This is a genomic window from Chryseobacterium proteolyticum (assembly GCF_046591535.1).
In the GTDB taxonomy this organism is placed as follows: Bacteria; Bacteroidota; Bacteroidia; order Flavobacteriales; family Weeksellaceae; genus Chryseobacterium; species Chryseobacterium proteolyticum.
On sequence record NZ_JBJLWK010000003.1, the window covers coordinates 456,008 to 479,425 of the forward strand.

At 37.1% G+C, this 23,418-nt stretch carries 20 protein-coding genes; 8 read left to right on the forward strand and 12 right to left on the reverse strand.

The window, feature by feature from the left end; translation table 11 throughout:
• Nucleotides 1-3 precede the first annotated feature (3 nt).
• The 5 genes from ACJ5H0_RS13130 to ACJ5H0_RS13150 are packed head-to-tail and all read right to left on the reverse strand — an operon-like array spanning nt 4 to nt 7,063.
• Nucleotides 4-696: a c-type cytochrome gene (locus ACJ5H0_RS13130; RefSeq protein ID WP_172282010.1), complete on the reverse strand. Its 693-nt coding sequence runs from the start codon at nt 694-696 to the stop codon at nt 4-6.
• A gap of 1 nt (nt 697) precedes the next feature.
• Entirely contained in the window at nt 698-1,219 is a 522-nt protein-coding gene (locus tag ACJ5H0_RS13135) for a DUF3341 domain-containing protein (RefSeq protein ID WP_122546000.1), read from the reverse strand.
• Nucleotides 1,206-2,603, reverse strand: a complete 1,398-nt coding sequence (gene nrfD, locus ACJ5H0_RS13140; protein ID WP_172282012.1) for an NrfD/PsrC family molybdoenzyme membrane anchor subunit — start codon at nt 2,601-2,603, stop codon at nt 1,206-1,208. The genes ACJ5H0_RS13135 and nrfD overlap by 14 nt, the downstream gene beginning before the upstream one ends.
• 25 nt (nt 2,604-2,628) lie before the next feature.
• A complete protein-coding gene (locus ACJ5H0_RS13145; RefSeq protein WP_411249874.1) occupies nt 2,629-5,676 on the reverse strand; it encodes a TAT-variant-translocated molybdopterin oxidoreductase in 3,048 nt (1,015 codons plus the stop codon).
• Between the two features lie 22 nt (nt 5,677-5,698).
• On the reverse strand, nt 5,699-7,063 hold the full coding sequence (locus ACJ5H0_RS13150; RefSeq protein ID WP_172282022.1) for a c-type cytochrome: 1,365 nt from the start codon (nt 7,061-7,063) through the stop codon (nt 5,699-5,701).
• 185 nt (nt 7,064-7,248) lie between these two features.
• On the opposite strand from ACJ5H0_RS13150, the gene ACJ5H0_RS13155 reads away from it, so the two are divergent.
• Nucleotides 7,249-7,785, forward strand: coding sequence for an SPOR domain-containing protein (locus tag ACJ5H0_RS13155; RefSeq protein WP_172282024.1), 537 nt, complete (start codon nt 7,249-7,251; stop codon nt 7,783-7,785).
• 53 nt (nt 7,786-7,838) lie between these two features.
• On the opposite strand, the gene ACJ5H0_RS13160 is transcribed toward ACJ5H0_RS13155, so the two are convergent.
• The 6 genes from ACJ5H0_RS13160 to ACJ5H0_RS13185 form a co-directional block, all read right to left on the reverse strand.
• On the reverse strand, nt 7,839-9,113 hold the full coding sequence (locus tag ACJ5H0_RS13160) for a DUF6080 domain-containing protein (protein WP_411249875.1): 1,275 nt from the start codon (nt 9,111-9,113) through the stop codon (nt 7,839-7,841).
• Between the two features lie 77 nt (nt 9,114-9,190).
• Entirely contained in the window at nt 9,191-10,144 is a 954-nt protein-coding gene (locus tag ACJ5H0_RS13165) for a T9SS type A sorting domain-containing protein (protein ID WP_411249876.1), read from the reverse strand.
• Between the two features lie 148 nt (nt 10,145-10,292).
• Nucleotides 10,293-11,765: a protein adenylyltransferase SelO gene (locus ACJ5H0_RS13170; RefSeq protein WP_411249877.1), complete on the reverse strand. Its 1,473-nt coding sequence runs from the start codon at nt 11,763-11,765 to the stop codon at nt 10,293-10,295.
• A gap of 73 nt (nt 11,766-11,838) precedes the next feature.
• A complete protein-coding gene (locus ACJ5H0_RS13175; protein WP_345991016.1) occupies nt 11,839-14,220 on the reverse strand; it encodes a transglycosylase domain-containing protein in 2,382 nt (793 codons plus the stop codon).
• 6 nt (nt 14,221-14,226) lie between these two features.
• Nucleotides 14,227-14,688 carry a gliding motility lipoprotein GldH gene (locus ACJ5H0_RS13180; protein ID WP_273650365.1) on the reverse strand — a complete coding sequence of 154 codons (462 nt, stop codon included), beginning with the start codon at nt 14,686-14,688 and terminating at the stop codon, nt 14,227-14,229.
• Nucleotides 14,681-16,045 carry a PSP1 domain-containing protein gene (locus tag ACJ5H0_RS13185; protein WP_411249878.1) on the reverse strand — a complete coding sequence of 455 codons (1,365 nt, stop codon included), beginning with the start codon at nt 16,043-16,045 and terminating at the stop codon, nt 14,681-14,683. Before ACJ5H0_RS13185 ends, ACJ5H0_RS13180 begins: the two co-directional genes overlap by 8 nt.
• A 276-nt stretch (nt 16,046-16,321) precedes the next feature.
• On the opposite strand from ACJ5H0_RS13185, the gene ACJ5H0_RS13190 reads away from it, so the two are divergent.
• The 5 genes from ACJ5H0_RS13190 to ACJ5H0_RS13210 all read left to right on the forward strand — a co-directional run bounded on the left by ACJ5H0_RS13190 (nt 16,322) and on the right by ACJ5H0_RS13210 (nt 22,225).
• On the forward strand, nt 16,322-17,557 hold the full coding sequence (locus ACJ5H0_RS13190; RefSeq protein WP_172282038.1) for an OmpP1/FadL family transporter: 1,236 nt from the start codon (nt 16,322-16,324) through the stop codon (nt 17,555-17,557).
• A gap of 10 nt (nt 17,558-17,567) precedes the next feature.
• Nucleotides 17,568-19,118: an SGNH/GDSL hydrolase family protein gene (locus tag ACJ5H0_RS13195; RefSeq protein ID WP_273650367.1), complete on the forward strand. Its 1,551-nt coding sequence runs from the start codon at nt 17,568-17,570 to the stop codon at nt 19,116-19,118.
• Nucleotides 19,119-19,203: 85 nt separating this feature from the next.
• Nucleotides 19,204-20,142 (forward strand): ribose-phosphate pyrophosphokinase, encoded by a 939-nt coding sequence (locus ACJ5H0_RS13200; RefSeq protein ID WP_172282042.1) that lies wholly within the window; start codon nt 19,204-19,206, stop codon nt 20,140-20,142.
• 56 nt (nt 20,143-20,198) lie between these two features.
• Nucleotides 20,199-20,840, forward strand: coding sequence for a 50S ribosomal protein L25/general stress protein Ctc (locus ACJ5H0_RS13205; RefSeq protein ID WP_172282044.1), 642 nt, complete (start codon nt 20,199-20,201; stop codon nt 20,838-20,840).
• Between the two features lie 164 nt (nt 20,841-21,004).
• Nucleotides 21,005-22,225, forward strand: coding sequence for an aminotransferase class V-fold PLP-dependent enzyme (locus ACJ5H0_RS13210; protein ID WP_411249879.1), 1,221 nt, complete (start codon nt 21,005-21,007; stop codon nt 22,223-22,225).
• A gap of 54 nt (nt 22,226-22,279) precedes the next feature.
• Here ACJ5H0_RS13210 and ACJ5H0_RS13215 read toward each other — a convergent pair whose 3' ends face one another.
• Nucleotides 22,280-22,405: a GNAT family acetyltransferase gene (locus ACJ5H0_RS13215; RefSeq protein WP_411249880.1), complete on the reverse strand. Its 126-nt coding sequence runs from the start codon at nt 22,403-22,405 to the stop codon at nt 22,280-22,282.
• Nucleotides 22,406-22,567: 162 nt separating this feature from the next.
• Here ACJ5H0_RS13215 and ACJ5H0_RS13220 point away from each other — a divergent pair, with 162 nt between their 5' ends.
• Complete coding sequence (locus tag ACJ5H0_RS13220; protein ID WP_411249881.1) at nt 22,568-22,756, forward strand: hypothetical protein; 189 nt, start codon at nt 22,568-22,570, stop codon at nt 22,754-22,756.
• Complete coding sequence (locus tag ACJ5H0_RS13225; protein ID WP_411249882.1) at nt 22,716-23,387, forward strand: T9SS type A sorting domain-containing protein; 672 nt, start codon at nt 22,716-22,718, stop codon at nt 23,385-23,387. The genes ACJ5H0_RS13220 and ACJ5H0_RS13225 overlap by 41 nt, the downstream gene beginning before the upstream one ends.
• Nucleotides 23,388-23,418 lie beyond the last annotated feature (31 nt).

The following is a 23,418-nucleotide window of genomic DNA, read 5'->3' on the forward strand; positions in this document are numbered from 1 at the left end:
TTCTTATTTTTTAGTTTCGGTAGTCGTTTCAGTTGCTGGTGCCGCTGCTGTAGCTGTAGCTGCCGCAGGTGCTGCTGCTCCTTTTTTGAAAGCACTCATCACATACATTGCTACTCTCCATCTGTCTCCTGCATTCAATTGTCCTGCATAAGACCCCATCGCATTTCTACCGTTTGTTAATACATAATGAACAGATCCAACAGTAATTTCTCTATCAGCATAGTTAGGTACACCTGAGAAAGCACCGCTTTGTACGATTGGTCCTTGTCCATCACCTCCTGTTCCGTGACATGCCGCACAAGTATGGTCGAACAACATTTTTCCTCTTTCTATATCTTTAGCTGCATTAGCTGGATTTAGAGGAGAAGTCGTCAACTTTTTTGATGCATCATATCCTGCATTATATTCATCTGCATTTTTAGGAAGTAATCCTTCTTCAAAAATTCCGTCTTTATTTTGAGCAACACTCCCTTCTACTGGAGCAAGTCCTGTTGCATAGCTATTTTTAACAAACGCTGGAATTTCATTGTCATGATCTGAATAAGCATCTTTAGCCTTCATCAATGGATCATATGCTACCGGGAAATACATATCCGGGAAATATACCAGAGGTGCATTTTCTTTCGGTCCGCAAGAATTAAGTAAAACTGTTGTTAAACCTAAGATTGCAGTAATTCTTAATACATTCTTTTTCATTTTAAGCGTCTTTAACAGTTATTTCTTCAACTCCAGTCTCAATAAGTAGCTGTTTTACAGATTCTACATCTTCAGTTACAAATTCCATCATGAATTTGTCATCTGTAGTTCTCGGATCCGGATTTTGTGCCGGAGCTCCAGGATACATCTTGTTTCTTACCAAGAAAGTAAGTGACATCATGTGAGCAGCACAGAATACCATTAATTCAAACATCGGAACTACGAATGCCGGCATGTTGTGTCCCCAGTCAAAAGCTGGTTTACCACCGATATTCTGAGGCCAGTCATGATTCATTACATACCAGGTTACAGTTGCACCGATCGTAACACCATAACAAGCATAGATAAAAGCAGCATCAGAAATTCTTGTCTTCTTCAGACCTAAAGCTTTATCTAGTCCGTGAACCGGAAATGGAGTATAAACCTCGTTGATTTTTATTCCTTTATCGTTGAATGCTTTAACGCCGTTCATTAAATCGTCGTCATCAGCATAAAGTCCGTATACAATTTTAGTGGTGCTCATCTCCTTCTTTTGCTTTATAAGTTTCACCTGAGATTTTCAAAATCGATTTTAATTCAGCCTGTGCAATTACAGGGAATGTTCTTGCGTATAATAAGAATAGTACAGAGAAGAATCCGATTGTTCCTAAATATACACCTACGTCAATAATGGTTGGTTTAAACATCGTCCATGAACCTGGCAAGTAATCTCTTGAAAGGTTGATTACGATGATATCGAAACGCTCAAACCACATACCGATGTTGATAATTAGTGCTACAATGAAAGTCCAGATAATGTTCGTTCTTGCTCTTTTGAACCAGAAAGAAGCCGGAATAACAAGGTTACAGATAATTAGTGACCAGAAAGCCCACCAATAAGGACCTGTTGCTGCACCTGGAGAAAGATACGTAAAATCTTCAAATCTTGATCCTGAGTACCATCCTATGAAATATTCAGTTGCGTAAGCTACAGTTACCATACCACCTGTTACCACAATTACGATGTTCATAATTTCAATGTGATACATAGTGATGTAATCTTCAAGGTGACAAACTTTTCTGGCAATTAACAATAGTGTTTGTACCATTGCAAATCCTGAGAAAATCGCACCGGCAACGAAGTACGGAGGATAGATCGTAGAGTGCCATCCTTTAATAACTGAAGTTGCGAAGTCAAAGGATACGGTAGTGTGTACTGAGAATACAAGTGGAGTTGCCAAACCTGCTAAAACCAAAGATAATTCTTCAAATCTTTGCCAGTGTTTTGCTTTACCACCCCAACCGAATGCTAGGAATGTATAGATTTTTCTAGTCCAAGGAGTTTTAGCTCTATCTCTGATCATTGCAAAGTCAGGGATCAGTCCCATGAACCAGAAAACTGTAGATACTGAGAAATACGTAGAGATCGCAAATACGTCCCAAAGTAGAGGAGAGTTAAAGTTCCCCCAAAGAGAACCGAATTGGTTTGGAAGAGGGAATACCCAATATCCTACCCAAACTCTACCCATGTGAATTACAGGGAAGATAGCTGCCTGTACAACAGCGAAGATCGTCATCGCTTCAGCTGAACGGTTTACAGACATTCTCCAACGCTGTCTAAATAATAATAATACCGCTGAGATTAGGGTTCCGGCGTGACCAATACCTACCCACCATACGAAGTTGGTGATATCCCAACCCCAGTTAATAGTTCTGTTAAGCCCCCATGCTCCAATACCTGTTCCGATAGTATAAGCGATACACCCGAATCCATAGATGAATAGAACTAGGGCTGCATATAGTGATATCCACCATAATTTACCTGCTCTTTCTTCGATAGGTCGTGCAATATCTTCTGTGATATCGTGATAAGTTTTGTGACCAATAATTAGAGGTTCCCTTATCGGAGCTTCGTAATGTCCTGACATTTTTTACCTATTTATTATTTAAACTTTATTTTTCTACTCTGTTTCTTACTTTAGTGTGATAGAACACATTTGGCTTGGTTCCGATCTCTTCCAGTAAATAATATCTTCTGTTGCTTGAGTATAATTCTCTTACTTCAGATTCTTTATCGTTCATGTCTCCAAACGTCATTGCTCCGGTAGAACAAGCAGCAGCACAAGCACAAGAATTTTTAAACTCGCTGTCTGTTACTTTTCTGTTCTCTCTTTTTGCAGTTAAGATTGTAGCCTGAGTCTGCTGGATACACATTGAACATTTCTCCATAACCCCTCTTGTTCTTACCACAACGTCAGGGTTTAGTACCATTCTTCCAAGATCGTTATTCATATTGAAATCGAAACGATCGTTCAGGTTATATGTAAACCAGTTGAAACGTCTTACTTTATATGGACAGTTGTTTGCACAATATCTTGTACCAATACATCTGTTGTAAGCCATGTGGTTTTGACCTTGCTTACCATGAGAAGTAGCCGCTACCGGACATACTGTTTCACATGGAGCGTGGTTACAGTGCTGACACATTACCGGTTGGAAAATCACATCCGGACTTTCATTCGGTTCGATTAAGATGTCATATAGATTAGGAACATTTAATCCTCTTTCAATACCTTCTTTAGTTTCGATCTTTTCTTTAGCAGAATAGTAACGATCGATTCTTAACCAGTACATATCTCTGGACATTCTGATCTCTTCTTTACCTACAACAGGAACGTTGTTTTCTGCCTGGCAGGCAATGATACATGCTCCACAACCAGTACAAGAGTTTAAGTCAATAGATAAGTTGAAGTGAGGACCATCAGTGTCATCGAAAGCGTCCCAAAGGTCTATTTTTCTTGCTGGAAGAGCTCCACTGATCGTGTGGTATTCCAAAGGCTTGTTCCATCCTTTGTGCTCGTCATCAAAAGCGACATTCAGATATTCTGTTAAAGGAACTTCTTTAGCGATTTCATAACGACCCATTAGGGTGTTCTGAAGCTGGATACCCGCAAACTCATGCTCTTCACCTGTTTTTTCTATTTTAGCATTAGAAACAACTAAATTAGAACCGTCAAATAAAGGATAAGCATTTACTCCTGTATCAGCCGTTGCTCCGGAATTCTTTTTACCATATCCAAGTGCTAAACCTACTGATCCGTCTGCCTGACCTGGTTGAATGAATACAGGAACATCTTTTATTACAACTCCGTTTACCGTAAGGTTTACAATAGAACCATCCAACTGCATTCTGGCATTCAGATCATTTTTTATACCTAATCTGTCTGCATCTTTAGGAGAAATAGTTAAGTAGTTATCCCAAGACATTCTTGTTAACGGATCCGGTAATTCTTGCAGCCAAGGGTTGTTAGCCTGAGTACCATCTCCGATAGAAGTCTTAGTATAAAGTACTAATTCAAGATCGGAAGCTTTAAAGTTACCTAATTCAGCAAGTGCCTGAGCAGCATTTCCTCCTGCATAAGATAATGTCGTTGCATTACTGGAAGGAACGATACCGTTATACAAAGCTTTGTTGAAAGAGGTACCTCCTAATATAGAAGAAGCACTAGCTTTTAAGTAATCATAGTAGTTATTGGCAGCATTGTTCTTACCATTTTTCCAAACCAATAATGATTCTTCAATCTGTCTTGATTTGTAAATTTTCTGGATAGTAGGCTGCATTAATGTATAAACTCCTGTCTGAGGCTCCATATCTCCCCAAGACTCTAACCAGTTGGCTACCGGAATAACAGCTTTCGCTGCTTTATACATTTCATTTTTCTTATCTGCAACAGCAATTACGTAAGGAACTTTTGTTAAAGATTTTTTGAAATCTTCTCCTTTTGGATGAGAATAGATAGGATCTACATTGTTTGTAATCAATACTCCAACCTGTCCTGCATTTACCCATCCTAAGAATTCCTGGTATCTTGCTTTATCAAATTCTTTTAAGAAGTTCGCTTTACCGGTGAAGGCAACCGAACCTAATTTTTGGTTAATTAAGTGTGCTAAAACCTGTGCACCTTTAGATCCGTCCGCAAATACGACAGCTTTGCTTCCTTTTGCCTGAAGCTCTTTTACGATCTCAGCAGCAATTTTATCAGAAGCAGCACCTCCACCTACGATTGCATTGTAAACTTCAACTAATGTTTTATTTACTGCACTAGGCTTTAGTCTGTATCTTGAGTCAGCATTTGCACCTGTAAGAGACATGTTGGATTCCACCTGAATGTGTCTCAACATGTTTGCTCCCGGTTTTCTTGCTTCTGCATAAGAAGTTTCTAAACTTGAGGCATTGTAATCTCCTAAGAAATCAGCCTGGAAAGAAACTACTAATTCAGAACCTTTAAGATCGTAAACCGGTAATGCTCTTTGTCCGAATACTTCCTGTGCTGCATCTAATGCTGCGGAGTAAGGGAAAGCATCATAAGTTACAAGTTCTGCTGTAGGATATTTAGCTTTGAATTCAGCGAACAACTTTTTGAAAGTTGGTGAAGCAAAAGACTGAGATAAAAGAACAATCTTTTTGCCTGCTGACTGTGCTTCCGCCAAACCTTTAAGAACAAAATCATCTACTTTATCGAAAGTTTCGTCTTTACCGTCAAGCTTAGGTTGTTTTACTTTATCATTATCATAAAGAGAAAGTACACTTGCCTGAGCTCTTGCATTCGTTTTACCTAATTCTCCTGCAGCCGGGTTTGGATCAATTTTAATAGGTCTTCCTTCACGTGTCTTTACTAAAACACTAGCGAAATCGAAACCATCAAAATATGTTGAAGCGTAGTAGTTAGGAACCCCAGGAATGATATCATGAGGTTTTACCACGTAAGGAATCGTTTTAATTACCGGAGCTTCACAAGCAGCAAGTGTTACTGCTGCAGTAGAAAATCCTAATAATTTTAAGAAATCTCTTCTTGAAGTACTTGATCCGTTCTGTTCAGCATCTCCAAGGAAATCTTCTACCGGAATTTCTTCCTGAAACTCTTTTTGAGCCAGCTTATTATTTAAAGCCGGGTCTTTAAGTTCATGAATACTTCTAAATTGTATTTTGTTTGAAGCCATTTATACTTCTAATTTTTAGTTATTAATAATGACATTTACCACACTCAAGACCTCCAATTGCATCTACAGTAATCTTACCACCATCTTTAGGGTATTGTTTTTTCAACTTGTCATGTAGATTCTTGAAGTATTCTTTATTATAACCGTTGTTCATATCAACCTCAGTAGTTCTGTGACACTCGATACACCATCCCATAGTGAAGTCATTAGCCATCTGAACAACATTCATTGTGTCTATTTTTCCGTGACAAGCTTTACAAACAACATCGATTTTGTTATTCGGATTCTTTTTGTTGAAAGAATTGATGATTGCCTGCTCACCCGCTACAACGTGCTGAGAGTGATTGAAGTACACGAAATCCGGCATGTTGTGGATTCTTGTCCATTCTACTGGTTCAGTTTTTCCTGTATACTGTTGTTTTGCAGGATCCCAACCTGTATGCTGATAAATCTTTTGGATTTCACCGTCATAGAACGCTTTGTCTTTTCCTGGCTCCATATAGTGATCTGCATTGTATTCGGAAATTGTTCTGTGACAGTTCATACAAACGTTCATAGAAGGAATTTCAGAAACTTTACCATATTTAGCACTTGAGTGACATAGCTGACAGTCAATTTTTTGTTCTCCAGCGTGAATTTTGTGAGAGAAGTAGATAGGTTGTTCAGGCTTGTATCCTTTGTAAACACCGATCCACATTAACCAGTTCCAGATTCCATAGGTTGCAAGGATCGCTAAAATAACCAAAGCTCCTTTACCTATATAATGGTATTTTTTATAGATTTCACTGAATGAACGAACTCTCGTTTCATTAAGCCCTGCTAAGTCTTCTGACTGTCCTAATTTAACTAATTGTCTTAGTTTAAGTAAGATCCATACCAGTAAGGCTGCAATTGCTAAAAGTGAAATGATAACAACGTTTGTTGTTGTTTTGTCGGTTGCTGCAGTTGCGGTAGCATCTGTTGCAGTGGCTGCTCCCGCTTCCGGTTTTTTCTCTTCCGGAGCCGGAGGATTAGTTGTAAAAGCTAAGATGTCATCGATATCCTTCTCTGTAAGATTAGGAAACTGAAGCATCTCAGTTTTATTATATTTTTCAAAAATCTCATTGGCGTATTTGTCTCCAGAAGCTCTCAGAGCTTTGTTATCCTTGATCCACTTGTGAAGCCAATCTCTGTCTACACCACCCTCTGTCTTTACTCGTTCTACAACTCCTTTCAAAGGAGGTCCTATCACTTGTTTATCCAGAGCGTGACATGCAGTACAATTCGCTTTGAAAAGTTTCTCACCGTTTTTAGGATCGCCGTCTTGCCCGTAAAATGAAGCACTGGTTGATAGCAATAAGCCTATTGCGATCAACGTTTGTTTATAATGCTTTCTCCAACTAATCATTTAAATTATCTTATGTTAGTAAAATATTGAACATTCAATCAATCCCGCAAAAATAATATTTTTAACAGGAATTTAACGGCATATAGAAAGGGGAAAATATCATTTACGTTTAATTTGTATTGATTCTAAATAACTCAGTTTGGTATAATTTTTTAATTTGTATAAATTTGCGCAAACAAGTTTAAATGAAAAATTTAATCAAAATATTGTCGGTACTATCCTTTTTTGGATTTTATGAGATTGAAGCCCAGCAGGTTGTAAAGAAGGATACATTGTCCGGAACCGAACTAGTAATGTCAATGGATCCTAAGGTAAAAGATGCTTTAGAGAGTCTCGAAGACAAATGTTCAAGAGTTGTAACCACTACAACACCCCGGGATAGTAGTGACGAAACTTACACCAGACCTACAAAAATATATGTTCCGAATAGGGAATTGACCAATGCGGAAATCTGTAGAAAAAACCCAAGAATTTTAGGGTACAAAATTCAGATTACAACTGTGAAAAGTAACGATGAAGCGAATGAGATCAAGTCGTATTTCAGAAAAAGATTTCCTAATCTAAAGGTGGAAACCGATGCGTCTTTGAGACCTAATTATAAGATTTTAGCAGGAAGTTATTTCACGAAACAAAGTGCTTCTTCAGACCTTTCTAAGATCAGAGAATACTTTAAATCTGCTGTTGCAGTACAGTACAGAATATTTTGTGCAGAGGCTAAATAATATAAGCTATATGATAAAAAATAAAAGCTGAGAAGATTTTCTTCTCAGCTTTTTTATTGATAATAAGAATCTAAGAACCAGAAAAATTCTGTCATCCTAAGGTAGTTATTAACTCCCAGATAAACCAATAATATTCCCAATGTAAGTGTCAGGAATGAGAGTGCTTTCGGAGAAGACCGATAAGAGTAGAACAACCAGCCTAGAAGTATCGGATAGACAAAAACAAAGTGACCGCCATAGATGTAAGACGTATGTAATCCGAATCTCATAATGCAGTGTATAACAATATCTACAACAAAAGAGATCATTACAACTTGTACCAGTTTATTTTTGAAATTTCTGAAATAACTCCAAAATATAAGACTCAATAAAAGGGCAATAAATACGTAAGGAACCCACGAAGAATAAACATCCATAATAAGGCCTTTGAAATGAAAGCCTTTCATATTATGTTTATCACGAATGATAAAATTGGAAAAAAGAATATTGCCACCAAAAAAATACGAAAGAATCATGTCCCAGGTTGGTGTAGACTTTACATTAGAGAACTTTTCATATTGTTCGTTCGTCTTATTGAAGATATTTTTATATTTAAAGTCTATCCGGTTTAGGTATAGCAGTATAAAGCAAATACAAGTAATTGCAACTCTTAGTGCAGCATTTCCAAATTTCTTCCATTTTGTAAACAGGTCTTTTTCGAATAAGACAGGAATGAAAACCTTAAAAATGTTGGTAACAGTAAGTCCACCCACGGAAACTCCAGCGAAAACAAGAGCCAGACCAGATATTTTCTCTACTTTTTTAAGTTTAATGGCTGCATAATGGTTATAAAGACAAAGAAGAAAAAATGTATAAGTAAAGTTTTCCGGAGTGAAAGAAAGCAGGATGCTTGTTGAGAAAAGCCCGAAAAAAAGAATAATAATAAGGTTGATCATCAATGGTATTCTGATGATGTTTTTTAAATATTTAAATACTTGTAATATAGCTAGACTTACCGTGGTTATGCTAAACCATGCCAGAACTAACCTAAAGGTAACATCCGTTTTTCCGTTCGAGATTAGAAAAGCAAACTCTCTTATCCAGTTAAAAAAGTAGTAGGATAGAGGATGTCTTTCAAAACTACCACCGGTCATCACAATTGAACGATTGTCAAAACTGAAATAAGCATCCCAGGGTATTCTGTTATCAAAAATGATGGTGTAATTAATAGCAATGTAAGATCCCAGTATTCCATACAGAGAAAGAAAGAAAAGAAAGACCCACAGCTCAGTGAGCGAAGAAGGAAATATGAGTTTAAAAAAATGGATTAGTTTCGTTTTGAAATTCACCTGTTTAAAGTTTTTGCAAAAGTAAAATAAAAAACTCACCAATTCCGGTGAGTTTTGTTTGTATGTGTAAAAATCAATTATTCTTTGATGACTTTTTCTGAGGATGATGTCCCATCGTTAAATTCGATCTGCATCAAATAATTTCCTTTAGGGAGTGAAGAAAGATCTGCTTTTACCGAAGCCATTTTTAAAACTGATTTTCCTGAAACATCAAAAACAGATATTGACTTTATTTTTTTGTCTGTTCTGATTTCAACTTCTCCTTTTGTAGGGTTGGGATAAATGCCTGTTCTAACTTTAGCAGAATTTTCGGATGTTGAAAGAGTGCCTGTGGTAATTTTAACGTCATCTAACATAAACATATATTGATCTGAGGACATATATTGGATACCAATCCTGATTGTTTGACCACTATAAGCATCCAAACTTTGCGTAACTTGCTGCCATGCCGCATAAGGGGCTGTTAATGGAGTTGCACCAGATATTATTGTAAAGTTCGCAGCTGACGTAGGTGTGCCGTTACCGACATATACTCCTATTTTATAGTTTTCTGTAAAGGCAGGAGATAGAGCTTTTACCCAAAGGCTTAATTGATTGCCACCTGCTCCTAATGTTACAGCTGGAGAAATAAGCCAGTCGTTATTTGCATTTACACCAGCAGCCGGCACTGCGGCCCAGGATACAGCTGTTTTTTGTCCACCATGTGGAGTGAAATTTCTTATTTCTTCATCCACTCCTGGTACTGAAGTCAGATTGTTTGTGGCATTACTTGCTGAAAGGTTAAAAATCTGAAATGCCATAGCACCACCGGCATTTGTCCAATTAGCAGTCCAGGTTGGTACGGTACTGCCTCCTACTACAGGCCCACCTCCTGTGTAAGTATTTCTACCATCTAAATCTAAAGTCAGCCAACTTCCGATATTTGTAATGGCAAAATTCGTGTAAGATTCGAAGCCTTCATCTAACAAGACGGTTTGAGCAGTACCCATCACGCTTGTTAATAATATTAAAGATAGTAAAGTCTTTTTCATAATGTAATTTTATAGTTATACTCAAAATTAAACATTTTTTTTTAATAGATATCACTTATCTTGCTTATTATTATGAACTTACGAACTGCAAGACAGCGTGGAACATCCGGAAATATCATCATAATCAACAGGCCTTTTTACGGAAAATTCAGGATAAATTTCCTGATAAGGATTTTCGAGGGCATGTGTTAATTTTTTTTAATAAATCTTTCTTCCCTTCATTAATTTCTTCAATGCATTGGTACAAGAGATAATTTCTAAGGATGAATTTTGGATTAGCTTTTTGCATCAGGTTGAGAGAGGCTTCCTTTGTAATTTTATTTTTTGAAATTCTTTCTTTGTATTTTTGAATAAAGTGTTTAAGCTTATTCAAAAGATCATCATTTAGGAAGGTATAAGATACATTTTCAAACAACTCTTTCAGGTCATCTCCCTCTTTGAGTTTTTCCAACTGATTAAAAAACAAGGTGTGATCAAATTCTAATTCCTGCATCAATCCCTGCCAGTTGCTGAAAAACTCTTCGTCACCATCTAATAGCTGATCGAATCCAAATTTTCTGCAAAGCATTTTGTCGTGAGCTTCCCAGAAATAATTACCATAATTATTGAGGGTATTTTCTAAAAATTTTTCATCCTTAATTAATGGATGAAGCGCATTTGCCAACTGCCATAAATTCCATTGTGAGATTTGCCCCTGCTTTCCGAATGCATATCTTCTTCCTGGCAAATCAGTGGTATTGGGAGTGAAATTCAGATCATACTCATCCATCATAGAGTAGGGACCATAGTCAATGGTAAGCCCAAGCACAGACATATTATCTGTATTCATAACTCCATGTACAAACCCCACTCTGAACCATTCTGTCATCAGATCAGCCGTTCTTGTGCAGATGCTTTTAAAGAAATCTTTATATTTTTCAGAATCCGATGAAGTGATTTCAGGAAAATAATTGAGAATAGTAAAGTCAACGAGATCCTGTAAGGTTTTGTATTCTGCCTGAGCAGAAATGAGCTCGTAATGTCCAAACCGTAGAAAACTTTCCGCAGTCCTAATAATTATCGCTCCTTTTTCTTTTTGAGGATTCCCGTTGTACATCATATCTCTTATGACATCTTCTCCTGTAAAACATAGGCTTAATGCCCTTGTAGTCGGAACACCAAGGTGATACATAGCCTCACTCATCAGGTATTCCCTGACTGAGGACCTTAATACAGCTCTTCCATCTGCATGTCTTGAATACGGAGTGGCTCCAGGACCCTTCCATTGAATTTCATTTTTTTTCCCGGAGTCACTGATTATTTCCCCAGCGAGTATAGCTCTCCCGTCTCCAAGCTGTCCGGCCCAGTTTCCAAATTGATGCCCGGCATATGCCGTAGCGTAAGGTTGAATATTAGGAGGTAAATTGTTTCCAACAAGAAAATCCAGATCGTTCTCTTCAAATTTTCCTAGACCGATTTCTTCAGAAAGTTTTTCATTGAAAATAATTAATTCCGGATTATCAAACCCGGCAGGACTAACCGTTGAGAACAAAACTTTAGGCGTTGCTCTCTGCATTGGATTTCCTGAAAAGTCTCCGGGAAACTTCTTTATAAAAGGCTGTTTGATCTCTTTAATATTCATGAATCAAAGATACAACAATAAAAAAAGACCTTTCAAACAGATTGAAAGGTCTCGTGTATTTGTAAAAGAGAATTTATTTATTAAAATCAATTTCTTCACTCTTATTGAGGTTTTCATTGACGTTCTCTTCTTTCTTCGTTGTATTGCTTTTTGGTGTAGGATCTACAGGCCTAGGATTTTTAATTTGATCGATTGTCTGAAGTCCTCCCTCATCACCATAACCTCCACTCAATCCTTTGAGATCAGAACATCCGTCTTTCCAATCTGATGGTTTCACAAACTTGTCATCTGGAGTAATGCCTAAACTTTTATCTGCCCAGACTTTTTTCATAAATATCGCCCAGATCGGCAATGCCATTCTTGCTCCTTGTCCTTCACCTGTTCCAAAGAAGTGAGTTGCTCTGTCTTCCCATCCTACCCAGGCACCTGTTGCTAGCTTAGGAGTTATTCCCATAAACCAACCATCGGAGTTGTTCTGTGTAGTACCGGTTTTGGCGGCAATTTCCACCGCTTTTGAGATACCCCTTCTTGAAAGTTCTCCGGAAGCGGTACCAAATTGGGCTACCCCTTTCATCAATTCAATCATGGTGTAGGCATAACGAGGATTCATTACCTCTTTTGGATCTACATTTACTTCTTTGATAACCCTGCTGTTGGCATCTTCTATCCTCCAGATCATTTCAGGTTTATTATAGTTACCATAGTTGGCGAAAGTACTGTAAGCACCAAGCATTTCGTAAATCGTGATGTCAGATGAACCTAATGCAATTGTATTGTTTCTTGGAATTTCCTCAGTTACTCCTAGATCTCTTGCAGTCTGTATTACAGCATCTACTCCGGTCATTTCTATGAGACGTGCTGCAACTGGGTTTTGAGAGTGCGCTAAAGCATCTTTTAACGTCAGCATTCCGCCTCTGCCAGGAACATGCCATCCATTATGGTCGTAGGTTCCGTTTGAAACAGCTGAACAAGGTGTCATTCCAAGCTTCATGATAGCAGTTGCATATACGAAAGGTTTGAATGTGGAGCCTACCTGTCTTTTACCTTGTTTGATATGGTCGTACTGGAAATGCTGCCAGTCGATTCCTCCAACCCATGCTTTAATCTCACCGGTTCCAGGAACCATAGACATCAAACCTGCCTGGGCAATCTGCTTATGATATCTGATAGAGTCCCAAGGAGACATTTCAACTTCTTCCTCTCCATTCCATGTAAAGCGTGATGTTTTTATCGGTTTATGGAATTCCATAAGGATTGAATCTTCAGATACTCCGGCTGCTTTAAGCAATTTGTAACGTCCCGTTCTTTTCATAGCCTGAACCATTACACTGTTGATCTGCTTATCCGTTAAGTAATAAAAAGGTCTGTTTTTTCTGCCTCTTTGTTCTGCATCAAATCTTTTTTGAAGGTCTGTCAAATGTTCTTTAATTGCCTCTTCCGCATATTTTTGCATTTTAGAGTCAAGCGTAACATATATTTTAAGTCCGTCTTTATAAAGGTTTAATTTTTTACCGGTTTCTTTTTCGTGATCTTTAAGATAACTATCGATCTCTTTTTTCAGATAAAACTTATAGTAAGCAGAGTAGTCATCATTGATGTTTTTGATCGGATGATAGTCTAAAGTAATAGGCGTTGCTACCGCTTTGTTGTAAGTATCCTCATCAATATAACCTGTTTTCTGCATCTGCTCCAAAACAACATCTCTTCTTGCCTTCGCTCTTGTCTCATTACGCATAGGATTGTTTTTTACCGGATTTTCTAGCATGGCAACAAACATAGCTGCTTCAGGTAATGTAAGCTGATTGGTGCTTTTGTTAAAATAGATTTTTGAAGCCATTTCAATTCCGTTTGCATTGTATAAAAAGTCAAACTTGTTGAAATAAAGCGTTACAATTTCTTCTTTGGTATATCTTCTTTCAAGGCTTACTGCCACAACCCATTCTTTTAGCTTTTGGAAAGCTCTTGCAAACTTGTTTTGTGAAGCTCCCCCTGTGAAGAGTAACTTTGCAAGCTGCTGGGTAATGGTGGAGCCACCTCCTCTGCCTCCTCCATAAACAACTGCTCTGGCAATTGATTGTAGATCAATTCCGGAGTGTTCTTTAAAACGCTCATCCTCTTTAGCTTGTAATGCATACACAAGAAAAGGAGGAAGATCCTTATAGGTAATAGGTTGGGTTTTTTCTTTTTCAAATTTGCCTAAAAGAACACCATCTGCAGAAAAAATCTGAGAAGCAACATAAATGTCAGGGTTTTCCAGTTCTTCAACATCCGGCATTTCACCAAGAAAACCTTGTGAAACAGCAAAGAAAGTTCCTGAAATTCCCAAAACAACTACAATAAGTCCAAGCCAAATAAATCTAACCCACTTTTTCCAGGAGGTATTTTTATTATTCTTTTTGGGAGGAAGCGGAAACGTCTTTCCCTTACTTCCTGTGTTTTTTTTGTTTTCTTCCATTTATGATTACGGTTTAGCCGTTTCTATTTTTACTCCAATATCTTCAATCCCCGGAAGGAAATCATTTCTCATCGCTTGTATCAATCCAATTTCATATTTTCCTTTTTGTGGAAACCTGTAATTTAATTTATACTGGAAAAGCGTTTCCTTCGTGTCTCCAAAACCTGTTCCAAGCCATTCTCCATTTGGCTTTGTAAGAATATAATTCAACGTATCCGTCTCCTTTTTCTTGTTTTGAAGATTGGTGAAATTAACGATAAACCTTATATTGCTATAAGGATAATCGTTATTGTTTCTTACAACAAATATAATATTTTTAGGATTCTGTGGATCCGAAATCTCAAGATTAAATTTCTGCTCACTTTTCTTATTCCATTTACTATCAATGGAATTCATCGTGACATGTTCTCCCGGAGAATTACAGCTCAAGAAAAGAATAAGGGATAAAAATCCTAAAACTTTATGCATTGTTATCTTTTTTTGGAGGAAATTTCTTTTTAAATTTTTTCTTGTTTGGATTTTGTTGAGGCTTTTTCTCCTGACCGGAATTACTCACTTCTACTTTCTCCAATTGAGCTTTTGGCTGCTGAGGCCTTGGCTGTTTAGGGTTATGATTAGAATTGGTATGGTCTGGTTTCTCAGATCTCTCCGGTTTGTTTTTCCTTTGTCCCTGATTGTTATTTTGCCTGTTCTGGTTATTGTGATTCTGGTTTCTGTTTTTGTTGAATCCTTTATTTTTCTTTTCGAATCGATCCACGTTATTCTCCTGAATCAGATCAATGCTATGCAACGGGATATCCGGTTGTTTAAGTTCCTCAAGAGGGAGTATTTTTTCTCCTCTTTTATTTTTAGAAATGAACTGTTTTACAAGGTCAATATCAAAATCATACCATGCTACAGAGCTATCCACATAGGCAAACCACATTTTCTTCTTGAAAACGTCAATTTTAATACAGAAAGCTCTTCCTTTTTCTGTATCCAATGTTGTTGACGAAGAAGGGAAATTACTCAATGCATCAAGATAACTGTCTAATTCATAATTTAGACAACACTTTAGTTTACCACATTGCCCGGCAAGTTTTTGCGGGTTGATACTTAATTGCTGATATCTCGCAACGTTGGTATTTACAGATCTGAAGTCGGTAAGCCATGTCGAACAGCAAAGTTCTCTTCCACAAGACCCGATTCCTCCGATTTTTGCGGCTTCCTGTCTGAAACCGATCTGTTTCATGTCGATTTTTGTCCGGAATGTAGAGGCGTATTCTTTTATTAACTGTCTGAAATCGATACGATTATCTGCAGTGTAATAGAATGTTACCTTAGAGGCATCTCCCTGATACTCTACATCAGTAACTTTCATTTCAAGCCCCAGATTATGGGCAATCTTTCTTGCCTGTATCTTTACGCTGTCTTCTTTTTTTCTAGCTTCCTGCCAAACTTCAATATCTTTTTGATTGGCTAATCTGTATATTTTTAGTGAGTTTTCTTCAGAAAATTTTTTCTTTTTCATCTGAATTTTCACTAATTCGCCGGTGAGACTTACCACACCAACATCGTGTCCGGGACTAGATTCTACGGTGACTACACTACCTATATGTAATGGAACATTATTTACATTTTTATAAAACGATTTTCTGTCATTTTTAAATCTAACTTCTACAAAATCACACCTGTTAGATGCGGGATTATTGATGTTAGATAGCCAGTCGAAAACACTTAATTTATAACTATTACCACAGGTATTTACATTTTCACAACCATTCGCGGATTTCTTGGGTCCGCAAGAATGCGCAGAATCGCCGGATGTTTTACATCCACAACTCATATAACTATTATTTAATCTTGCAAATTTATATATTTTTATCTTTATGTAATTCTAAAAAATTCAAATATTCGTCAACATCATTGTTTGATATTAAACAAAAAACACTTTTTTGTCATTGGATTTTACCAATGTACTAGTATATATGCTTTTACGGTGAATTTTTCCTAAAGTGTTATTTTAAACATAATTTTCTTTTCGTATAATGTTTAAAATATTAAGAAATATTAACAGACCTATGCAAAATAATTTTATATTTGGGTTATATAATAATAGTCTATGAAAAAAATATTAGTATCAACTGCTTTATTGGCGGGTGTTTTATCTTACGCTGGAGGCTTCAGGGTTTCTTTGCAAGGGGTAAAGCAATTGGCAATGGCACATACTAGTGCTCATGCTGAAGATGCAAGTGTGGCATTCTTTAATCCTGCGGGTATGTCATTCATTCCTTCTAAACTGAGTATAGTTGCCGGAGGATTTGGAGCAAGTAATAAAGTTACTTTTCAGAATTTAAATACTTTACAAAGTACAGAAACTGATAATCCTCTTGGAACACCTATTTATGCGGCTATTGCTTATAAACCGCTGGAGAATTTATCAGTAGGTTTCAGCTTTTCAACACCTTTTGGTAGTACGATCCAATGGCCAAATGATTGGGAAGGGAGAGAAATGGTTCAGAAATTAGAATTAAAAAGTTTCTACTTCCAGCCAATGGTTTCAGTAAAACTGGCTCCGTGGTTAGCTTTTGGAGCGAGTTATATATATGCAAGAGGAAAAGTAGACTGGGATAAAGCAATTACTCAATTTGGAGGTGAGGTAAATATTAATGACGAGAAAGCAAGTGGACACGGATACGGGTTTGGTTTCTATTTCAGACCTGAAGAAAAACTGGATGTTAGTATTGCATACCGTTCTCCGGTGGACATGAAAGCGAAGAATGGAACAGCAACATTTAAATTTCCATCACAGTCTATCTACTCATTATTAGGATTAGGAGCCAACGGACAAGATGGTTTCTCTGCAACGCTTCCTTTAGTGGAAGAATATACAATAGGTTTAACCTATAAGATTACACCAAAATGGTTGGTTTCTGCTGATTTTAACTATCATGGATGGGAAAGATACAGTAAACTGACATTGGATTTTGCTAATGCTCCTATTGGAAATCAAGCAGATCCTACAGTGCTTGTTGCCCCAAAAAACTTCAGAAACTCAAAAACCTTCAGGTTAGGAACGCAATATGCATTTAGCGATATGATTTTTGGACGTTTGGGAGCTTATTATGATGAATCTCCTTATTCTGACAATAATTTTATAGCTGAAACACCTTCGTTTAATACTTATGTAGTAACAGGAGGGGTAGGCTTTAAGTTGAAACAATTTGGAGTTGATATTGCTGGAGGATATGCAATGCCTCAGGCAAGAGACGTTAATAATGCGAATCTTGGATTCTACGGGCAGGCAAAAGCCAGAGCGTTTTATTTTGGTCTAGGTTTATCTTATAATCCTTTTTAATTGAAAGACTATGAAAAAAATTATAATTTCTACAATCGCTGTCTCTGCGCTTTTATTTACAACGAGCTGCGAAAATGATTTTGATACGGATGTTAAAGATATCCAGGTATCGAAAGGGAATGCAGACTTTTCTAAATATGTAGCATTGGGTAATTCATTAACATCAGGCTATAGAGATGGAGCTCTTTATTCAGATGGACAAAATGAATCTTATCCTTCTATGATAGCTCAGCAAATGAAACTTGTTGGAGGAGGAGATTTCAAGCAACCGTTAATGCCGGATAATAATGGTGGATTGCTGTTAAATACCTTAGCCGGTCCTGTTCAGATTGCCAATACAAAATTATTCATTAGTGGTTTTGTAAATGGTTCTCCTGATATTAAAAATGCGAATAATAATACAGCAACAGCACTTGTGAATACCATTTTGACAGGTCCTTTCAATAACATGGGAGTTCCGGGAGCAAAAGTGGCTCATTTGCTGGCTCCTGGATATGGTAACATTCAAGGAATTGCTACTAAAACAGCTAATCCGTATTTTGTAAGATTTGCATCAAGTCCTACAACATCTGTAATTGCTGATTTTAAAGCACAGAAGCCTACTTTCTTTTCATTATGGATAGGAAATAATGATGCGTTGTTATATGCTCTTGCAGGTGGAGATGCTACGGTTGAAACCCTTACACCACCGGCACAGTTTACACAATATTATAATGCATTAATTAATGAGATTGCCTCTACAAATGCTAAAGGTGTTATCGCAAATATTCCTAGCGTTACTTCTATTCCTTCCTTAACAACTGTTCCTTATAACCCTTTAACAGCTTCTGTTCTAGGTGGTGGTAATGTTACTGTAGGAAATGCAACAATAGATAATTTAAATACAAACTTATACGGGCCATTGAGTCAGATTTTGGCTGCAGTAGGAGGTGCCGGAAGAATAAAGCCTTTGTCTAAAACCGAAGCTAATCCATTGCTTATAGTAGACGAAAGCCTTCCAAATCTAGGTGCTCAGATTACAGGTGCTGCTTTAGCATCCGGAAATCCAACCCTGATTGCTTTAGCAACATATTTAGGAGCTACTTATGGACAAGCAAGACAGGCGAAAGCAGGAGATTTGGTTCCTTTAACTTCTAAAGCTGAGATTGGAACACTTCAAACATTGCCTCCAGGGGTTCCCGCTAGCCTTGGTGCAAAAGGAATTGCTTATCCGTTTGCTGACAAATATGTATTGACGGCAACAGAAGTTACTGATGTAAACACAACCATTGATGCTTATAACGTAACGATTAAAGCAGCAGCAGATGCTAAAGGATACGCTTTTGTAGATGCCAACAAAAAGATGGTTGAACTTAATAGCCAATCCGGAATTTCATTTGACGGGGTAAGATATACTGCGAAGTTTGTAACGGGTGGGGCTTTTTCTCTTGATGGAGTTCACCTGACAGGAAGAGGTTATGCTATTGTTGCGAATGAATTTATTAAATCAATTAATGCAAAGTATAATTCTTCTTTACCACAGGTAAATGCGAATAATTATTCAGGAGTAAGATTCCCTTAAAATATAAAGGAAACAAAAACTTAGAAACCACAAGACTAATTCTTGTGGTTTTTTTTTTAAATTTGCAAAATCTTAAAAAGTAAAAATGGCCGATCAGTTAAGTTATCTATTTAGTACAAGGACAAGTAAGGACTTGGCAGAAAAAATTGCTCAGCATTATGGGCAGGGATTAGGAAAAATAAACTTCCAGGAGTTTAGTGACGGGGAATTCGAACCTGTTTTAGACGAATCAGTAAGAGGAGGTAGGGTTTTCCTGATTGGATCTACATTTCCTCCCGCGGATAATCTATTAGAGCTTCTTCTAATGATTGACGCTGCAAAAAGGGCTTCTGCGAAAAGTATTACTGTTGTACTTCCTTATTTCGGACTTGCAAGACAGGATAGAAAAGATAAGCCAAGAGCTCCTATAGGTGCTAAGTTGGCTGCTAATCTTTTAACTGCTGCGGGAGCGACCAGAATTATGACAATGGATCTGCATGCGGATCAGATTCAGGGATTCTTTGAAATTCCTGTGGATCACTTGTATGCGTCAACTATTTTCGTAGATTATATCAGAGACCTGAATCTGGATAATCTTACCATCGCTTCACCGGATATGGGTGGGGCAAAAAGAGCTAAAAACTATGCCGGACACCTGGGTGCTGAAGTTGTAATTGCTTACAAAGAGAGAAAGAAAGCTAATGTTGTAGAGGAAATGTTCCTTATCGGGGATGTAGATGGTAAAAACGTTATTCTTATTGATGACATGATTGATACAGCAGGAACGCTTTGCAAGGCTGCTGATATCTTAATAGAGAAAGGAGCAAAAACAGTTAGAGCAATGGCTACTCACGGAGTGCTTTCAGGAAAGGCTTACGAGAATATTGAGAACTCTAAATTGTTGGAAGTTATTGTAACTGACTCAATTCCTGTTAAAAATAATTTGTCATCTAAAATAAAAGTGCTATCTTGCGCCCCATTATTTGCAGATGTTATGAAGATGGTTCATGAGCATCAGTCAATCAGTAGTAAATTTGTTATCTAATTGATTTACTGAAGTTTGCAAATTGTATTTTAAAACAAAATTTTAAATTTTTATAAATGAAATCTATTACAATTCAAGGTACAAAAAGAGAAAGCGTGGGCAAAAAGTCTACAAAAGCTTTACGTGATGCTGAATTAGTTCCTTGTGTTGTTTATGGAGGGACAGAACCATTGAACTTCTCTGCAGAAGAGAAATCTTTCAAAGGTTTAGTATATACTCCTGAAGCACACACGGTATCTATTGAAGTTGACGGACAAACAATTCCAGCAGTTCTTCAGGATATTCAGTTCCACCCAATTACAGACAAAATTCTTCATGCTGACTTCTATCAATTATCTGCTGATAAGCCGGTTATTATGGAAGTTCCGGTAAGAGTTACTGGTCGTTCTAAAGGTGTTGTTGCTGGGGGTGTTCTACGTCAGTCATTCAGAAAGCTAAAAGTAAAAGCGATCCCTGCAAACTTGCCGGATGAGATCGTTATTGATATTACTTCACTTAAGATTGGTAACAAACTATATGTTGGTGCTATCAAAACTGAAGGATATTCTTTCATGCACCCTGACAATGCAGTTGTTGTAGCTGTTAAGATGTCTAGAAATGCAATGAAGGGAGGTGCAGCAGCACAAGATGATGAGGATGAAGAAGAGGTTGTAGCTGAAGGAGCTGCTCCAGCAGCTGAGGAAACTGCAGCTGAATAAGAATTGCTTAATAACAATGATATAAAAACCTGTCAATTTTTTGGCAGGTTTTTTATTTTAGATTGCATCTATAATGCTATTCTTTCTTTAGCCTTTCAAAAAAAAAAGATGTAAATTTGAAGTGTTCTAAATAAGAACATAAATAATTGTAAAATTTATAATAAATGTTTGACATTCAAGAAATAAGAAGTCAGTTTCCTATATTAGATCAGGAGGTCAACGGTAAGCCTCTGGTTTATCTGGATAATGCAGCGACATCACAAAAACCAAACTCCGTTTTAGAGGTTTGGAACCAATACTATACAGAAATTAATGCAAATGTTCACAGAGGGATTCACACTTTAAGTCAGCTTGCTACTGAAGAAATGGAGCTTTCGCGAAGAAAGATCCAGAAATTTATTAATGCAAAGCATGATTTTGAGGTGATCTTTACAAAGGGAACAACGGAAGGGTTAAACCTCATCGCTTATATTCTTACCGGAAAGCTGAAAAAAGATGATGAGATCATTATTTCATATTTAGAACATCATTCTAATATTGTTCCATGGCAGTTGCTATGTGAAAGAACAGGTGCAAAGCTTCGTGTGATTCCGATTGATGACAATGGTATTTTACAGCTTGATTATTTGGATCAGTATCTAAGCGAGAAAACTAAAGTTGTTGCCGTAAACCAGGTTTCAAATGCATTGGGGGTTGTAAATCCTATTGAAGAGATTATCTCAAGGACCAGGAGGAATTCCGATGCTTATATCGTTATTGATGGTGCGCAGTCTGCTCCTCATTTCAGAATTGATGTGCAGGCAATAGATTGTGATTTCTTTGTATTTTCAGGGCATAAAATGTACGCTCCAATGGGAACCGGAATACTGTATGGGAAAGAACATATTTTAGATTCTTTGCCACCGTTTCATGGAGGAGGGGAAATGATTGCCACATGCTCATTCGATGGAACGACCTATGCCGGGTTGCCATTTAAGTATGAAGCAGGAACGCCAAATGTCGGAGGTAATATAGCATTAGGAGCGGCAGTAGATTTTATTGAAAAAGTAGGACACGAAAATCTTCAGAGGCATGAGAATGCTTTGTTGGAATATGCTCAAAGACAGCTTTTAGAGATTGAAGGTCTTAAAGTCTATGGAGAAAAGGCCAGAAGAACGGGTGTTGTTTCCTTTAATTTAGAAGGAGTAGGAATATCTTCCGATGTAGGAATGATTCTGGATAAGATGGGTGTAGCTGTAAGGACAGGGCATCACTGTACGCAACCAATAATGGATTTCTTTAATATTGCAGGAACTGTAAGAGCAAGTTTTGCAGTATACAATACTTTTCAGGAAATTGATCTTCTTGTAGAAGGAGTAAAAAAGGCCAAAAGAATGTTAAGTTAATCGAAATAAAAGAAATAAAAAAGCAGTTGTAAACTGCTTTTTTTTATAGGTTTATTATTCCCAAGGAACGCAATAACATCTTCCTTGTATAATAACCTGGTAATATCCGTAGGCGCATTCCAGGCATATTTCGCCGCCGGCATATAAAGCCTTCATTGTTTCTTTGTTTAATTTTTTCATGTTATTTGATTTTTAAAGTGTTAGAAGTTAAATATAATCATAAATTCAAGTAAAACTCTTATGTTTTTTGTGTTTAATTTTCATAAAAAATAATTATTGTGTTAAATTTTACAATTATAATGATATTAATTATTAAATTTAATATAATAAATAAGATGAGTTATGAAAAAATATTTACTTTCTTTTATTTTGGCGTGTGGAATATACAATGCCCAGGTGTTCTCTGAAAATTTTGATGGAAATGCTTTACCATCAGGATGGACGACAAATAATCCCGATACTTCTTTTAATTGGGACGTAGGATCTGAAAATGGCTTCGCTACATTTCCCTCAGGTGCAGCTTTTTTTTGATGATGATAATGCAGGGCCCTCAAGCATAAACTCCAATGCCAGGCTTGTATCTCCTGTTATTAACCTATCGGCGGTTCAGAACCCTAAACTCTCATTTAAGTATGCTAACATGATTTATGATGATGATTCAACGTTAAAAGTCGAGGTTTTTAACGGAACATCATGGGTACAGGTATTTACTTTTTCGGGGGATGCTGGTCAGTGGGATCTTGATTTTAATACATTTTTATATGTTGTTACAACCTATGAGCAAGCTACGAATATTGATCTTACGCCTTATGCCAATGCTAATTTTCAAATGAGATTTGTATATGACGATGCAGGGGATTATTCTTACGGTGTTGTCGTAGATGATGTTGCTATTACTTCCGGAGCATTAGGTACTTCTGAGGTTTCATTTGCAGATAAGATGCAGGTATACCCTAATCCTGTGAAAGATTTTGTACATATTCAGTCTGGAAACTTAAGATTTGACTCTAAAATCACCGTGCTGGATTTAGCAGGCCGTCAAATTAAGAGCTTTACAGGATTGGCGGACGGATATAATCTTTCTGACTTGCCGAAAGGCAGCTATCTGATTCTGATAGATAATAAAAAGGAAATTATCAGTAAGAAAATTATAAAAGAATAATCTCTGAAATAGTCTCTTAAACAAGGGCTTT

What these genes read in the sequence shown, in the direction of transcription:
- nrfD (WP_172282012.1), bottom strand. Translation starts at nt 2,603, where the DNA reads ATGTCAGGACATTACGAAGCTCCGATAAGGGAACCTCTAATTATTGGT.
- ACJ5H0_RS13210 (WP_411249879.1), top strand. Translation starts at nt 21,005, where the DNA reads ATGTTTGACATTCAAGAAATAAGAAGTCAGTTTCCTATATTAGATCAG.
- ACJ5H0_RS13175 (WP_345991016.1), bottom strand. Translation starts at nt 14,220, where the DNA reads ATGGAAGAAAACAAAAAAAACACAGGAAGTAAGGGAAAGACGTTTCCG.
- ACJ5H0_RS13190 (WP_172282038.1), top strand. Translation starts at nt 16,322, where the DNA reads ATGAAAAAAATATTAGTATCAACTGCTTTATTGGCGGGTGTTTTATCT.
- ACJ5H0_RS13225 (WP_411249882.1), top strand. Translation starts at nt 22,716, where the DNA reads ATGGCTTCGCTACATTTCCCTCAGGTGCAGCTTTTTTTTGATGATGAT.
- ACJ5H0_RS13205 (WP_172282044.1), top strand. Translation starts at nt 20,199, where the DNA reads ATGAAATCTATTACAATTCAAGGTACAAAAAGAGAAAGCGTGGGCAAA.
- ACJ5H0_RS13165 (WP_411249876.1), bottom strand. Translation starts at nt 10,144, where the DNA reads ATGAAAAAGACTTTACTATCTTTAATATTATTAACAAGCGTGATGGGT.
- ACJ5H0_RS13195 (WP_273650367.1), top strand. Translation starts at nt 17,568, where the DNA reads ATGAAAAAAATTATAATTTCTACAATCGCTGTCTCTGCGCTTTTATTT.
- ACJ5H0_RS13170 (WP_411249877.1), bottom strand. Translation starts at nt 11,765, where the DNA reads ATGAATATTAAAGAGATCAAACAGCCTTTTATAAAGAAGTTTCCCGGA.
- ACJ5H0_RS13180 (WP_273650365.1), bottom strand. Translation starts at nt 14,688, where the DNA reads ATGCATAAAGTTTTAGGATTTTTATCCCTTATTCTTTTCTTGAGCTGT.
- ACJ5H0_RS13135 (WP_122546000.1), bottom strand. Translation starts at nt 1,219, where the DNA reads ATGAGCACCACTAAAATTGTATACGGACTTTATGCTGATGACGACGAT.
- ACJ5H0_RS13130 (WP_172282010.1), bottom strand. Translation starts at nt 696, where the DNA reads ATGAAAAAGAATGTATTAAGAATTACTGCAATCTTAGGTTTAACAACA.
- ACJ5H0_RS13150 (WP_172282022.1), bottom strand. Translation starts at nt 7,063, where the DNA reads ATGATTAGTTGGAGAAAGCATTATAAACAAACGTTGATCGCAATAGGC.
- ACJ5H0_RS13155 (WP_172282024.1), top strand. Translation starts at nt 7,249, where the DNA reads ATGAAAAATTTAATCAAAATATTGTCGGTACTATCCTTTTTTGGATTT.
- ACJ5H0_RS13200 (WP_172282042.1), top strand. Translation starts at nt 19,204, where the DNA reads ATGGCCGATCAGTTAAGTTATCTATTTAGTACAAGGACAAGTAAGGAC.
- ACJ5H0_RS13185 (WP_411249878.1), bottom strand. Translation starts at nt 16,045, where the DNA reads ATGAGTTGTGGATGTAAAACATCCGGCGATTCTGCGCATTCTTGCGGA.
- ACJ5H0_RS13145 (WP_411249874.1), bottom strand. Translation starts at nt 5,676, where the DNA reads ATGGCTTCAAACAAAATACAATTTAGAAGTATTCATGAACTTAAAGAC.
- ACJ5H0_RS13220 (WP_411249881.1), top strand. Translation starts at nt 22,568, where the DNA reads ATGAAAAAATATTTACTTTCTTTTATTTTGGCGTGTGGAATATACAAT.
- ACJ5H0_RS13215 (WP_411249880.1), bottom strand. Translation starts at nt 22,405, where the DNA reads ATGAAAAAATTAAACAAAGAAACAATGAAGGCTTTATATGCCGGCGGC.